The 15,066-nt window shown below is 42.3% G+C and carries 15 protein-coding genes; 6 read left to right on the forward strand and 9 right to left on the reverse strand.

The genetic code is table 11. The features are described 5' to 3' along the window. Positions 1-57: 57 nt before the first annotated feature. Entirely contained in the window at positions 58-1,155 is a 1,098-nt protein-coding gene (locus tag NRI27_RS12980) for an ABC transporter ATP-binding protein (protein ID WP_371391074.1), read from the forward strand. A gap of 72 nt (positions 1,156-1,227) precedes the next feature. On the opposite strand, the gene NRI27_RS12985 is transcribed toward NRI27_RS12980, so the two are convergent. Continuing rightward, positions 1,228-1,419 (reverse strand): ROK family protein, encoded by a 192-nt coding sequence (locus NRI27_RS12985; RefSeq protein ID WP_371391165.1) that lies wholly within the window; start codon positions 1,417-1,419, stop codon positions 1,228-1,230. A 37-nt stretch (positions 1,420-1,456) separates the two neighbouring features. Beyond that, positions 1,457-2,635: a GTP-binding protein gene (locus NRI27_RS12990; RefSeq protein ID WP_371391075.1), complete on the reverse strand. Its 1,179-nt coding sequence runs from the start codon at positions 2,633-2,635 to the stop codon at positions 1,457-1,459. A 193-nt stretch (positions 2,636-2,828) separates the two neighbouring features. Here NRI27_RS12990 and NRI27_RS12995 point away from each other — a divergent pair, with 193 nt between their 5' ends. Beyond that, on the forward strand, positions 2,829-3,371 hold the full coding sequence (locus tag NRI27_RS12995) for a GNAT family N-acetyltransferase (protein WP_371391076.1): 543 nt from the start codon (positions 2,829-2,831) through the stop codon (positions 3,369-3,371). A gap of 88 nt (positions 3,372-3,459) precedes the next feature. On the opposite strand, the gene NRI27_RS13000 is transcribed toward NRI27_RS12995, so the two are convergent. From NRI27_RS13000 to NRI27_RS13025, 6 genes are all read right to left on the reverse strand, one after another. Then, positions 3,460-4,356, reverse strand: coding sequence for a TIGR03943 family putative permease subunit (locus NRI27_RS13000; RefSeq protein ID WP_371391078.1), 897 nt, complete (start codon positions 4,354-4,356; stop codon positions 3,460-3,462). A gap of 11 nt (positions 4,357-4,367) precedes the next feature. Continuing rightward, positions 4,368-5,351: a permease gene (locus tag NRI27_RS13005; RefSeq protein WP_371391166.1), complete on the reverse strand. Its 984-nt coding sequence runs from the start codon at positions 5,349-5,351 to the stop codon at positions 4,368-4,370. Positions 5,352-5,362: 11 nt separating this feature from the next. After that, positions 5,363-6,313: a CobW family GTP-binding protein gene (locus NRI27_RS13010; RefSeq protein WP_371391079.1), complete on the reverse strand. Its 951-nt coding sequence runs from the start codon at positions 6,311-6,313 to the stop codon at positions 5,363-5,365. Between the two features lie 213 nt (positions 6,314-6,526). Then, the gene (locus NRI27_RS13015) at positions 6,527-7,465 is read right to left on the reverse strand and encodes a catalase (RefSeq protein ID WP_371391080.1); all 939 of its coding nucleotides are present in this window, start codon (positions 7,463-7,465) and stop codon (positions 6,527-6,529) included. A gap of 209 nt (positions 7,466-7,674) precedes the next feature. Then, positions 7,675-7,893 (reverse strand): hypothetical protein, encoded by a 219-nt coding sequence (locus tag NRI27_RS13020; RefSeq protein ID WP_371391081.1) that lies wholly within the window; start codon positions 7,891-7,893, stop codon positions 7,675-7,677. 93 nt (positions 7,894-7,986) lie between these two features. Further along, the gene (locus NRI27_RS13025) at positions 7,987-9,165 is read right to left on the reverse strand and encodes an MFS transporter (protein WP_371391082.1); all 1,179 of its coding nucleotides are present in this window, start codon (positions 9,163-9,165) and stop codon (positions 7,987-7,989) included. Between the two features lie 269 nt (positions 9,166-9,434). Here NRI27_RS13025 and NRI27_RS13030 point away from each other — a divergent pair, with 269 nt between their 5' ends. The 3 genes from NRI27_RS13030 (at position 9,435) to NRI27_RS13040 (ending at position 13,940) form a co-directional block, all read left to right on the forward strand. Beyond that, a complete protein-coding gene (locus NRI27_RS13030) occupies positions 9,435-10,670 on the forward strand; it encodes a dicarboxylate/amino acid:cation symporter (protein ID WP_317943030.1) in 1,236 nt (411 codons plus the stop codon). Between the two features lie 812 nt (positions 10,671-11,482). Beyond that, a complete protein-coding gene (locus tag NRI27_RS13035; RefSeq protein WP_371391083.1) occupies positions 11,483-13,396 on the forward strand; it encodes an FUSC family protein in 1,914 nt (637 codons plus the stop codon). Between the two features lie 259 nt (positions 13,397-13,655). Next, positions 13,656-13,940, forward strand: a complete 285-nt coding sequence (locus NRI27_RS13040) for a phospholipase (RefSeq protein WP_371391084.1) — start codon at positions 13,656-13,658, stop codon at positions 13,938-13,940. Between the two features lie 3 nt (positions 13,941-13,943). Here NRI27_RS13040 and NRI27_RS13045 read toward each other — a convergent pair whose 3' ends face one another. Next, positions 13,944-14,207 (reverse strand): excalibur calcium-binding domain-containing protein, encoded by a 264-nt coding sequence (locus NRI27_RS13045; RefSeq protein ID WP_371391085.1) that lies wholly within the window; start codon positions 14,205-14,207, stop codon positions 13,944-13,946. A 197-nt stretch (positions 14,208-14,404) separates the two neighbouring features. Here NRI27_RS13045 and NRI27_RS13050 point away from each other — a divergent pair, with 197 nt between their 5' ends. Continuing rightward, positions 14,405-15,046: a metal-dependent hydrolase gene (locus tag NRI27_RS13050; protein ID WP_371391086.1), complete on the forward strand. Its 642-nt coding sequence runs from the start codon at positions 14,405-14,407 to the stop codon at positions 15,044-15,046. Positions 15,047-15,066 lie beyond the last annotated feature (20 nt).

Consider the following 15,066-nt stretch of genomic DNA (forward strand, 5'->3'; position numbering starts at 1 on the left):
CCTTGTTATCCCTAACATCTGTATCCTTATAAGTAGTACATACAAGGGGTGAAGATGATGGGAGAATTAGTACTAGAGAATGTATTCAAAAAGTATAGTGATGATGCGGTAGCTGTTTCCGATTTCAATTTACAAGTGGAAGATCAGGAATTCATCGTTCTTGTAGGACCTTCAGGCTGTGGAAAATCAACAACATTACGTATGATTGCTGGATTGGAAGAAATTTCAGATGGTCAGTTACGCATTAATGGAAAAGTAATGAATGATGTTCCACCTAAAGACCGAGATATTGCCATGGTATTTCAAAACTATGCTCTTTACCCGCATATGACGGTCTATGATAATATGGCATTTGGCTTGAAATTACGGAAGTTTTCTAAAGCAGAAATCGATCAACGTGTTAAAAATGCAGCAAGTATATTAGGGTTGGAAGACTACTTAACTAGGAAGCCGAAAGCGTTGTCTGGGGGACAACGACAACGGGTCGCACTTGGTCGAGCGATTGTCCGGGATGCAGGTCTTTTTCTAATGGATGAACCGCTATCAAATCTGGACGCTAAATTACGCGTTCAAATGCGCGCAGAAATCACAAAGTTACATCAACGTTTGAAGACCACAACGGTCTATGTGACACACGACCAAACAGAAGCGATGACAATGGCTACAAGGCTGGTCGTAATGAAGGACGGTTTTATTCAACAAATCGGAACACCGAAACAAGTGTATGAAAATCCCGAGAATGTATTCGTCGGAGGATTTATTGGATCCCCTGCAATGAATTTCTTCGAAGGACAAGTGATCGATGGATACTTTGTAATGGATCAAACTGCACTTAAAATTCCTGATAACAAACTCACAATTTTAAAAGAAAACAACGCACTCGGATCATCCGTTATCCTTGGCGTAAGACCTGAACATATATATGACAAACCTGAAATGCTCAACGACTTAGTGGATGCAAAAATAGATGTGCATGTGGACGTGGCAGAACTAACTGGCGCAGAGCTTATGGTCTATTCGTCAATCGGATCTCAATCGTTCGTCGCACGTTTAGGAGCAGATACGCCATTGCAACAAGGACAACAAGTCTCATTAGCGGTTGATATGGACCGTGCACATTTCTTTAATAAAGAGACTGAAATGAGATTCAGATAGGATCTATTCATCGAACAAAGTACAAGAAAACCCTCATCCGCTGTAGGAATGAGGGTTTTCTTGTTTATTTATTCATCGACATCTTGCAAAAGCACCTTGCAAACCAGCGTTACCTTTATAAATGCTTGCTTCAATTCGCTTCTCTTTTCCTTCTAATAGCGGATGATTTAAGTACTGTCGTAATTCAAGTCGAACGGCTTCCACTAAAGCTGGATGGTTATTGAACACACCGCCACCTATCACGATGCACGTCGGATCGACAATACCTGGGACACCGCTAACTTTTGTAGTCTCACTTCACTTAAAACTTCGGCAAGTCGTCTTTAAAAGTAGACCAATCCAAAGTCATTTCCTCATCGGTCAGTAAACACTTATCCAAACTGTCTTCAATTTCTGATTGGTCCATGTCCAGCCCAATGAAGACAAGCTCGTTTAGTCGATCGCCATATGTAGCATCCCATCGTTTCAACAAATGAGGATCCTCTTGAAAAATTGCTTCCTGTTCTTCTTTCGGCAATGCAGCGACCCATTGGCCGGCAGCTTGAAAGACGAGTGAAGAACCCGCTTGTGAGAATATTCCTGACCAATCATTCCGTGACGCAAGCCAGAAAAATCCTTTCGCTCGAACGACTTCTTGAGGAAATGCTGTTAACCACGCATGCCACCTAGCAGGATGAAAAGGTCGTCTTCTTCTGTAGACAAATGACGTAACACCATACTCATCCGTCTCCGGCACATGCTCTTCGTTCAATTCTTTTATCCATCCCGCGCCTTCGCTCGATTTTTCAAAATCAAATAATTGTCGATTCAATAGTTTAGATGGCGCTACTTTTCCAAACGTAGTGAGGATGATTTCAGCATCCGGATTGACTTTGCGAAGAAATGCAACAAATGCCTCTTCATATTCCTTTTCAACGAGATCAATTTTATTGACAACCACAATATTTGCGAACTCCAACTGGTCCATTAGTAAGTCCGAGATGTCACGCTGATCGTTCGGGTCATCTGTTTGCTGACGCTCTAAAAGCGTTTCACCACTTTCATAATCCTGCCAGAAACGATACGCATCAACAACAGTCACCATCGTATCCAGTGTACAAATCTCTGTTAAATCAATGCCGAGTTCTTCATCAATGTAAGTAAACGTCTGCGCAACCGGAATCGGTTCAGAAATGCCCGTAGATTCAATAACAATATAGTCAATTTCACCTTGTCTCACTAACTTCTCTACTTCTATGATCAAGTCCTCACGCAGCGTGCAACAAATACACCCATTTGACAACTCAACAAGCTTTTCCTCAGTACGGGAAAAACCGTTGTTCTCCAACAACTTCGCATCAATATTAATTTCACTCATATCATTCACAATGACAGCAATTCGCAAGTTTTCTCGATTGGCCAATAAATGATTCAACAAAGTCGTCTTGCCTGCACCAAGGTAGCCACTTAACACAGTCACCGGTATTTTCTTAGTTTTCATCGTCTTTCTCCACACTCTCTTTCTTTAAATCGTAATGATTACTATTTAAAGAATACATCATTGCCCTCCTCAATGCAACATCAGCATTCAGCATCTACACAAATCTACTTTCATCATGTATGCTTAACTACCGAGAATGCCAGTATAGTTTAATGCATTAGTAACAGATATCTAAACGAAAGAAGTGATCATGATGGAAACATTCCTATTAAAAAATGGTGAGAAAGTCTTTATAAGAGAAGCCTTGCCAAACGATGCACAGCAAATAATTGATTTTTACAACCTAGTAGGCGGAGAAACTGATTTTCTTTCATTTGGCAAAGATGAATTTACGACAGATGTCGCAGCCTTTCAAACGACCATCCAAAAGACACAACAGTTGCAAGGTTCCATCATGTACCTCGCAATCGCAAACGATGAGATTATCTCCATCGCAACAATCGACTCCCCTTTGAAAAAACGTGTGCAACATGTTGGAACATTAGGGATTGTCATCCGCGAAACCCACACCGGCCTCGGTTTAGGGAAAAAAATGATGAATGAACTCATTGAATGGGCACGCACAAACGGCGTCACTGAAAAAATCACCCTCTTAACACGAGAAGATAACGAAACTGCCATCCAACTTTACAAAAAACTCGGATTTGAAACGGAAGGAATCCTAAAAAAAGACACCCTTATCAACGGTACCTACTACAACACCTTGTCGATGGCTTTACTCCTTCAAAAGAACTAAAAAAATGGTGCCTGTTCCCCCAAACAATTCGTAATTATTTGGGGGACAGGCACCAACAGAATTATGAATACTCAGACAAAAATCATCTTTACTCATTGTAAATATACGGATTGGCAGGTTGGTCAATTTGTTCGAGTTGAGTGATTTGGATGAAGGGTAAGGTCCAGTCATCTAATTGGTAGGTGGATAGCGTTCCAGTTGCACGGACCCAATCATCTTCATTGAGTTTGGCGACAGCGTCTGACGAAGAACGGATGCCGTAGACAAACGCATCTGCCACACAACAGGTGATGCCGAAACGGGCGATGAGAAATTCGTTTTCTGTAGTCTGATCGTCTTTGTACACAAAGCCTACCAATTCGATTTCTTTCCCAATGAAAGGTTCAAGGTCTTCATGAATGATGAGCATAATATCATTGTAGCGTTCATCATCGATGACGATTTTGTCGCTATTCAGCAGCTCCTGCTTTAATGTACCGAGTCGTTTATTATCCATTTCCTCCGCCAAAAGTGCTTGACGGTCTTGCACAAGTAAATCATCTCCCTCAACGCTGGACTCATCCTCACCGACATCGGTACCTGCTACATCAGTCGTTATAGGAGGACTTGCACCGTAATTCACTCCCCGCTTAGCCACGATCGAACTGTCGAGCACAACTGTTGGGAACCATAATCCCGTCAAAATCGGAATGACAAATAACGCATAGACGATGATTGTCTGCACAATGGATTTCGATTGTTGATGAATAAATCCACAGTCACAATACAAATCTTCTTCCTTGTCAGACGTACTTCTTACTAACTGAACAATACCTAAAATGAGTAAAGCTGCTAGTAAAAAATACATGAACGGCATCATCTTCGGCGCAATGTAATAACGAATTGTCCCTGACATCATTAACTGGAACAATAACAGGAAAAATCCAAAGTAGATAATGGATCTAAATAACACATGCCCTCTTTCATCGCTCGGATGTTCTTTCATTCATTCACACCTCACAAAATGACGCTTTGGTATACTAAAACGATTGCAAATACAGCCACCGTAATCACGCCCATAAAAACGACTACGAATTTCGACTTAAAATACGCAAACAGGATAATGGCGTTTTTTAAATCTAACATCGGACCGTATAGTAGAAACGCCAGCAGCGAACCTGTTGAAAACGTATGGGAAAACGAGGATGCAATAAACGCATCGGCCTCCGAACAAATGGATAACACAAAGCCGAATGCCATCATCACAAGTGGTGCAACGATGTCATTCTCGCTCACAGTCACTAACAGATCGCGATTGAAATACGTTTGGAATGCACTTGCAACAATTGTTCCAAAAATTACATACTTCCCGACATCGAAAAACTCGTCACTAGCATGATAAAAGACGGTTTTCCATTTCCGCTTTCCTGTTAGCTCAGTCTGTTGTTCAGTTGCCGTCACCAAGTCCTCCGTCGAATGCTTCAATTGAGAGGTATTTTTAAAAAGAACATACATGACGAGTCCGATAATAATCGCCAACAAAAAGGCTAGTCCCATTCGCGCATATGCCATCGAAGGCTCCGACTGAAATGCGTAATACGTTGAAGCGAACACAATTGGATTCAATATCGGTGCTCCAACTAGAAAAATGATGCCTACATGTAATGGGAGCCCTTTCCTCAACAGTCGGCGCACGACTAAAATAATTGCGCATTCGCACACGGGCAACAGCACACTGACAATTGTTGCAGGAACAATGGCGAGAAGCGGATTTTTTGGAATAAACCTTCTAACCATGTCCTCCGAAACGAATGTCTGGATGACGGCAGAAGCAAATACCCCTATGAGAATAAAAGGGAATGCTTCTAAAATAATGCTTAGAAACATTGTATTGAGCAACAATATGCTTTTCGGGATTTCAAACTGGATGTAAGGGATTCCGACAAATAATAGAACGATGAGAAGAATACCGAATGCCGACAATCCAATTCCATTCTTCATTCGATGACCAATCAACAATTCACCCCCGCTAACGCTTCAAATTGGTCCTTGATTTGTTCAATGTTTAGTTCAATTCCAATCAGTACGATTGTGGATAACGCTCGATTCTCTTCAAGTTCCCGATAAGTTAATTTTTTTGATGCGTATTGGAAACTGACTACACGATCCGAATGTTGGAATCGACAATAGCCTTTGCTCCGTAAAACACTTTCAGGTAGCTGCTTCATCCAATTTTCAAACGCACGCTGATCCAATGCAGGAAAATCTTCCAAACAAATGACTTGTACGAAGGAGTGACGATGTGGTTTGTGCGTTCGAACTTGCTCACCGTTTTCAAATAGCGCTCTGTCAATTCGTCTTTGATACAATGTCTGTTCATCAACATTCCCAAATGAGCATGCTACTAGTTCTTGATGCGAAGCGACTACTTTATCAAGCTTCTTCCGTACTTTCCTCAACTCCGCTGTTGAAAGAGCATCCACCTTATTCACAACGAGCAAACTGCCACACATGATTTGTTCCTGTAACAGTCTTCTTACGTCCGATGAACTGGAAAAAACACTTTGATAGTCCAAATAACGACTCGCATCCACAACGGTAATCACCGATAGTAAGTCGAAATGTTGACATATGGCGGACGAAACAAGCACCTCTTGAATGTCCATCGGATTTGCCACACCTGTCCCCTCAATTAATACAATATCGAACAGCTCTTTCTTCTCCATTAAACCATTCAACGTGTCACGCAAATCATCCTGAATGGTGCAACAAATACAGCCATCCAACAACTCCACGACTTCCTCATCGCCAAACAATTCTCTTTCAACGTTCTTTTGGCCAATTTCATTTAATAGAATGACAGGGCGCAAATTCCTGGATTTGCACATCGCAATCATATTCTGTAAAACCGTCGTCTTTCCACTCCCTAAAAACCCACCAATCACATACACCGGAACACCCAATTGTACGCATCTCCCCTCATAAATATGAATATATCAATCATACAATGAGAACTAAAGCGTAACAATTACTATTTATTTTTCTAGTGCCAGTTTTTCTAGTGCCAGTCCCCCACTCAATTCAGAATTTTTCCGGGGACAGGCACCAATTCAATTCTGAATTATCAGTATAAAAAACCAAAAATAAAAGACCTTCCAATTCACTCGGAAAGTCTTTTACATTTCTAAGTTTCCATTCATTTTGTCCAGGTCACGTTCACGTTGTCTACGGTTTGCAGATTCTTCGTATGCTTGTGATCGGAAATGTAAAACTGGATCATCCGTACATTCCACCCCTTTTGGTAAGACAGTCGGGTCAAATTGGTAGTCTTCTGCACCGTCTTCCCGTCTGCGACTCAATGTTAAAACACCACCTGCGACATTTTTTCGATCTTCGGGCCAAGGGGTGCTTGGATCATTGATAAGGTCTGTTCCTTCCGCGAATTGCACCATCAAGCGAAACTTCACTTGCTCCTTTTCCATTCTTTGTTCCAACTCCGTTTCCAAATCAGTTGAATTGGACAATTGTGCTGTTTCGCTCTGTACAGGCTCCCACTTGAATCGAACAGCGACTTTTTCGTCATGTGTATTCACCAAATAATACGCATGCAAAGAATGGTACGATTCTAGCGCAAAACTTCTAACGGGTTTTAGGGAGGAAAGCAGCTTTGGGATCGTGTGAAATTCCGGTGAATCTCGTAAAGCGTTGAGCTTCTCTTTGAATGACAATGTATCCTTCGCAAACACTTGTAACAACTGCACAAAGGCTTCGGGGGTTTTTGTAACAAAAACAGGGATATTGGCCATCGTCAGATTTGTAAATCCGCCATTCTCTAACATAAAGCGTACGGCCATCCCTTTTATCGGATTGAGCAATTCGGGTGAATGAGGAGAAGGTGAGCTATGTGAAAAACGAACAATTGCTTGTACCGGTTGCGTCTGAAAGTGAGGGGCAGTCGTATACTTAGCAATCGCATCACTTGGTTGAAACATCGCATCATACGCAACGCCTTTCGCATGCGCACGCCGATAACCAACATGCACATCCGCCACCTGCTCAATCGTATCTACAGCCTCTACAGCCGTTACCGAAAATGGGCAATTCCCCATACGCATTCAAATCACTTCACTCTCATCAGATCTTCTAGCAATTAACAACATCTACCCATTTACAAAAAATCATAAACTTCCTAATGATTTAGAATTCAACCAGTGCCTGTCCCCCGAATAATTATGAATTGTTCGGGGGACAGGCACCAAAACAATTCTGAATTGATTCAGCAGCCAGTACCAAAAAAGCCCCCAAACAAGGAGGGCATTTGCAGTTATTTTTTCTTACGGTTTGAAGTTTGCGATTTGTCGTGATTCGTTTTATTGTTTTTGTTTTTCATCTTTGCGTCGAACTCGGTTGAAAACTCTTCATTTCGGTTATCAAAAGGATTGTTATTGTTGCTGTTCGTATCATCCTTATCTTTACTTTGATACGTATCAAAAGGATTGTGCGTACGCTCGTTCATCGTTTGGTTGTTATTTTTATTCTCCAAAGATGTTCACCTCCTACAGCTACTATGCGCCAATACAAGCTTTTCATGCCTCTATTGATGAGTTTGAATGAACACCCCTACTTCGTGCTGTATTCAGCTTTTCACGAGACGTTTTGGATTCTTCCCTAGCCACGTTGCAATGAACAAGACACCTAAAAATAGCGAAAAGAGAAAAAGATAGCTAATCCCTTTTTGCATTTCAAGAAAATAGCCTCCTAAAATAGGGCCCGTCAAGCTACCGATACTGAAGAAAATGCCACATAACAAGTTCCCCGTTGGCAACAAAGACTTTGGTGTCAAATCAGACATATATGAAATTCCTAAAGAGAAAATTGAACCTGCAAACATGCCCCCGATAAAGAACATGATTAAAATACCAACAGCATTACTTCCCATTAACGCAGAGCCGCCAAAAGCCAGACTCGAACCGCCGAGCGCAAGCAACATGACGGGTTTTCTTCCAATCTTATCCGAAAGAATACCTAAAGGGATTTGCGTAATAATTCCGCCTGCAGCAAATGCGGGAATGATCAAGGACACCATCGCCAACGGTATATCAATTCGCAATGCATAAACCGGAAACATGGAATTCAATGAAGACTCAAGAAATCCATAGCCGAACGGGCCAAGGAAGGCAATCCAAGCAACCGCAACCGTTGCTTTCGCTCTCGAGATGAAACGTCCTTGCACCACATCCCCCGCCATCACTTCAGGATGATCGTTATCTAAAAAGAAGACAAGTGACCATGCCAAAAAACTTAAACAAGCTGATACGATGAACGGCAACCCTTCATATATATCAACAAGTGGAACGAACAATGGACCTACAGCGAAACCGACGCCTACCGACAAACCGTATATGGAAATATTACGACCTAATCGTTCTTTTGATGAAGTACTCGTCACCCAAGTTTGCGTGGAAAAATGCAACGCATGATCTCCAATTCCAATCATCAATCGCAGCACAAACCAGAATACAATACTCTTCCAAAGCGGGAACGACAAAAGTGCTGCAATCACAAAAATTCCACCTGCAATAATCGTCGGTTTATAACCAAAACGCCGTAATGGTGCTTCCATAATAGGCGAAACAAGCAACGTCCCAATATACAGTGCAGTCGCATTTAGTCCATTCAACGCACTCGACACACCATCCCGCTCAAAAATTGTCGAAATAAGCGGCAATAACATCCCTTGTGAAAAACCTGAAATCGAAACAATTAACACCAACACCCAAAAACGATGCTTATTTATGTATGTACGAACAGTCATGATGCATACTCCTTTTTCCTCTAAAACTCTTTTCATCGTAGCATATTTTCCAACACCTCCTCCGATATTTTTCAAAAAAATATAAACAGCTCTTTTGTGGCGCACTATTCAGAATTTACCAAGGGACAGGCACCCGAACAATTCAGAATCTTGTCGGGGCCTGGCACCAAAATACAAGCAGGGGAATTGACTGAACCGTCAGTAAGAGAGTACACTTTATTAGATATACACTTTTATAAAATGATAAAGAATAGGTGGAAATAGAATTCATGTTGAAGCAAATTTGGAATGGATATCGGAAGACGCCCTTTGCGTTAAAAATGACCATCGGCTTCCTTATCGGTATTGCAGCAGGGCTACTTTTTGGACAGCAGATGCAAGTACTAAAACCATTTGGTACCTTACTCATCAACTTACTTAGCCTCGTAGCCATCCCAGTCGTCTTCCTCACGGTCGTTAAGGCAGTTGACCAAATGAGCATTGCCCAGCTTGGCCGTATGGGATGGAAACTGATTTTATATTACGCAGCAACGACTGCTGCAGCTGTTGGAATCGGCGTCGGCTTAGCTCTTTTCTTCAAACCCGGTCAATCTTTACGTTTGCCAGATGTAACGGTAGAGCCGAAAGAAACACCTCATTTCTCAGACATCCTTTTACAAATGGTTCCGGATAACTTGTTCCAAGCATTTGCAAGCGGTGACCTGATGGCCATCATCTTTTTAGCCGTCATCATCGGGATGGCGATGTCCTCCATGAAGTTTTCGACGGATCAACGGATGCAACGAAATGCAGAGCTGCTTGACCAAGTCGTCGTCGCTCTGAATGATTTGTTCTACAAACTGTTGAATGGCATTCTCTTATACGCACCAATCGGCGTGTTTGCCATCAGCGCAGTTGCTTTCGGAAGTCAAGGATGGGAAACGTTCAAATCACTGTTGACTTTTACAGGTGTATTTTATTTAGGGATCGTTCTATTGTGGGTATTCGTTTACACAGGCTTTCTCCGTTTTTCAGGCACACCCGTTATCCATTTTTTCCGTCGGACGAAAGAAGCGTATACAACCGCATTTTTCACATCAAGCAGTATTGCATCCTTACCGATTGCCATCAAAGCTGCCAAAAATGCAGGCATCTCAGAGAAGACAGCGAATTTCGCATTGCCACTTGGTGCAATTTTCAATTCAGATGGCGGCGCATTGCGGATGGGAATTTCGATTGTGTTTGCGGCCAACATTACAAGCCTACAACTCTCTGCATCTGATCTTTTCGTCATCGTCCTCATCGGCACATTACTATCGATTGGGACTGCCGGCGTGCCAGCGGCCGGACTCGTCACATTGTCTGCGGTGTTGACAATGTTCGGCTTGCCGCTTGAAATTGTTGCACTCATTGCAGGCGTTGACGCCATCATCGGCATGGGTGGAACTGCCTCAAACGTCGTCGGAGACATCGTCGGTGCTGCCGTCGTCGACAAATCAGAGAAAGAAACTTCGTTGCAAGCTTAGTGGAATCGCGACACTGTGTTGTTAATCTATCGTTGATTGCTCCGCAAAAATAATTTATATATCCGCAAACGAGTGGCATCCAAGTACCAATAACTTGAATGCCACTCGTTTTTTTTATGGTTTTTTCGCAGCAATTCGTTTACGGTACATTCTATCGCGGGTGACTGGGATATGAGACTAAGCATAGTCGCGCTAAATGTGTTTTTACATATTAAAGCTTTTTTCTTTTATCTTCTGAGTTTGCGGCGTTCCCGAGTGATATGCCGATATCTGCAGAAGTATGCGCCTTTCCGAGGAGTTATGCCGCGTTTTGCAGGAGTTTGCCGCGTTTCAAGGAGATATGCCGCGTTCTGAAGAAGTATGCGGTGTTCCCTGAAACTACGCCTCGTTCGCAGAAGTTTGCTTCATTTCGCGGTTTGCTACCTACGATTCTCACGCATTGTCGCGCCGAATGGGTTTTGACAAATCAAGCCTTTTCTCTTTCGCTTTAAAATTGGCATTTCAGAAGCACTGCCCGTTGCCGCGTCTTTTTAAAGTGATAAGCATTTACATCCTTTTTATTACTTTCGCCCAACCGTCATATCGATTAAACAAGGTTTTGCAGGGAATGCTTCATCTGAAGGATTCGATTTCCTCTTGCAACAAAGCTGTCACTTCTCCAAGACTTTTCACTACTTTTCTCTTCAAATTGTTTTACCGGAAATTAATTTGATGTTAAACTTCTTTTCGCAACTTAGAAGATAATCGATAATTATGCGTCGACTTTCTTACGAATGAAGACATTTTTATTAACACGAAGTGAGGAGTTTACTGTGAACAAAAAAACAATTATTACAAATACAGTTTTATTTGTTTTGATTGTCGGATTCATTATGGGCTTTGGAGCGATTTTTGGGAATGAGAATATCCTTATCGGTGTCTCAACGATTACTGCAATGCTCATGTTGCTGGAACGCGATTTAACGAGCCGTCCAGTTGGCAATACGTTGAAATTTATTGTGCTGAATTTGTTCATCGGGATTGGAGCGTTTCTTGCGGGATTTAACGTTTGGTTAGCCATTCCCATTCATTTTATCGTCATGTTTGTCGTGAGTTATTCGTTACTTTTCAACTTGAAGAACCCTCTTTATTTACCCTTTTCGTTACAATATTTGTTTATTTTAGCGTCCCCTGTCCCGTTGGATTTAATGCCGACGCGTATCGCTGCCCTCGTAGTTGGGGCGTTGGCGATCATTGGCATTCAAATGCTTGCGAATAAAAACAAAATAACGAAAAGCGGAGATAAGAAAATCAAAGCAATTTGTACATCGTTAATTGACAAGATTGATTTACTGAAAAAAGGTGAAGATCACGTTAAAGTTGATGAAAAAATTGTAGAGGATATCGCGGGCTTACGAAGTATTATTTATGACAAGCGCGAAGAGAACTACTATTTGACGGAAGAAGGACGTTTAAAGTTAAACATTTCGGCCGCTTTAGAAAAGATGAATATGTTACTCGACACCCTCTCAAAAGACGAAGCGCAAGCGGTTATTTTGGAAGACGTGCATCAATGCTTGCAGTTGGCGAGCGAAGCAGTTCAAGATAAGAATGCAGTCGACAAATTCGATACGTACTATTCAAGTATGTTAGCGAAGTATAAAGAGGAGCATAATCACTCGCTTATCGTCTTGCGCATGTTGAACAATGTCGACTTTTTAAGAAGTAGCCTTGCTGATATCCAAGACCTAAGCAAAAAACAGACAAACGTCGTAAAAAACTTGGAACAGATACCGAAAAAGTTCCAAAAGATGACGATTTCTACAGCACCCAGTCATACGAACTCCATTAAATTGTCGTATGCTGTTCGAATGGCTGTTGGGATTACACTTAGTGGATTCATCGTCGACTTTTTTGAAATCCATGAAGGTCGCTGGATGATGTTTACGGTGTTATCGGTCATCATTCCGCTTTATGAGCAATCTCGCCAGAAAATGCGTGACCGGATATTTGCTACCATTATCGGTGCAATTCTTGTTACGGGATTCTTCATGCTCTTCCAAGGAGATGTCATGCGTTCGATCTTGATCATGACTGCGGGTTATTTGATGAATTACATTAAAGTGTATCGCTACAGTACGATTCTCGTGACATTCTCGGCAATTGGTGCAGCAGCGCTCGTCACCGGGACAACAGAAATCTTGACGTTGAACCGGATTTTACTCGTCATTTCAGGAGTCGCTCTCGCTTTGCTTATTAACAAATTCATCTTGCCATACAAACTGGAGGATGCCAATCGTGATTTGCAATCGATGTATGAAGATACGATCCATGAAATGCTGAAAGAAGTACATGACAAAGTGCATCGGAAAGGCAATGAACACGGCATTAAAAACTTGTTGCTCATTACAACGATGATTGAAGACCGTTTGAAACTGAACAATCAAGAAAACCATTCAGAAGAAGGCATAACCTGGTTAAAACATCAACGAAGAATTGCGTGTACACTCTATGAATTGTATGGGTGGATTGTACGAAACGGCATTACGGAATCGAATGTGGAAGTTGTTTCTTCGAGACTTACTTTATTGATGGATCGCTCAGCGAATGCGGATGTGTTAAGCAAGACTGCTCATGCATTGGATGCACATATTCATGTGATGCCTCGCATCGAGGATCGGATGGTTGCGAGTATGATTCTCGATGTGACTGAGGAAATGAAAGCGTTGAAGTTGATGAATGATTAAGTAAAGTTTTGTAGGAGAACTCGCTGTTAGAAAGCATGACCTTGCAACTTGCTTTATGATCTTCCTGATTTTGCGAGAAGTTGTACAATAAAGAAAACTTTAGGGCGCGATTCAAAAAAAAGGGTTTTAATAAAATGAAAAGGAAGTCCGCCGGTTCGTTCGGTTGGACTTCTTTTTTTGTTGGCGTATGCATCTGTACAGCTGCATGGCCACTCGTTGCATAAGGTAGAGTAAAGACTTTTTTCAGGAGGTTTTTGCCATGCAACGGAGAGGTTTTCGGCGACCGCGGTTTTGTGTGTTTCCCGGTTATAACTGGTGTGGGCCGGGGTGTAGTGGACCGGGTGCGCCTGTAAATCGTGTGGATGCTGCGTGTAAGGCGCACGACGAATGTTATCTTTCGGGCAGATCGCGTTGTGCGTGCGACCGGGAGTTCATGCATCGGTTGGAACGGGAAATCGATTCAACTAAGCCCGAGAGTCGTCACGCGCGGATTTTGTATCGATACATGAAATTGCAGTCCGCTTTCCATTGTCGGTTTCGGTGATTGTTAGCGTTCACACGCAATGCCGTCTTTGTCACGGTCAAGCTTTGTATGATTTTTATAGATTTCCGACGAAACAGTAGGTGTGTATTTTGTTTTGCCACCTTTGTTTCGTACTTTTGCGTCTTTCGCGATCCCGCCTGCATACGTTTTGTTCAGTTCCTTACAGTTTTTGAATTTGACAGGTGCCGCGTCAGCTGTATACATCGGTGCTGCAACGATTGTACTTGCAAGTGCGAGTGCTGCGAATGCCTTCAGCCGTTTGTTCATTTTCATTCCTCCATGATCATCATTAATATTCATTAATTGTAACACATTTCCATCTAATGAACATCTTTACTTTGAAGATTATGTTAGCACATGTTACCTACTTCTGTTCGTAACAATATTAGCCCATTGCAATGATCCATTGGAATCAGCGATAATTGGACAACATCTTAGATTTCACAGACGAAAGAGGTTTTCACATGAAAGGAAGTTCACATGCGTTAATCGGCGTTGGTGCCGGGGCAATCGCAGGCTTACAAATAGAAAGTGATTTCATGACGGTTTCCTTTTGTTCAGCTATCGGCGCTATTTCTGCGCTCGTCCCAGATTTAGATACGAATGGGCTCGCACGAAACGGGATTACCCTTTCTAAACAAGTGGCGAAATGGCTCATGCACGCAATCGGGACATTGTTGTTCATCGCAATTACCTATCGTTTTTTCCAAACAGGGATGACACCTGACATTTTGTTGTATGGCGGTATCGCCATGCTACTTTTCGTTGTTTCAAGATTTTTGAAGCAGAAGTGGATGTTAACGATGACCGGGTTGCTCGTTATGCTCGTAGGATTCGTCTTGCACCAATCGATTGGTATCATGTTAGCAGGTAGCTACATGATCATCGCTTCGTTTTTACCACATCGGTCGTATACCCACTCACTCGTTGGTCTCGCGTTTTTCGCATTCGTTTTGCATCATTTGCATGAACAGTGGCCGATTGACGGAATGTTGGCTGCCGGAATTGCCGGCTATGCAAGCCACCTTATCGCTGACATGAAGCTCCTACCAATGAACCGTCGAGGCGTCAAATGGTTCGCCCCCCTCTGGAACAAAGAATTTTGAATGGGGACAGGCACCAGGAC

The sequence above is a fragment of the Sporosarcina sp. OR05 genome (genome assembly GCF_041414805.1).
In the GTDB taxonomy this organism is placed as follows: domain Bacteria; phylum Bacillota; class Bacilli; order Bacillales_A; family Planococcaceae; genus Sporosarcina; species Sporosarcina saromensis.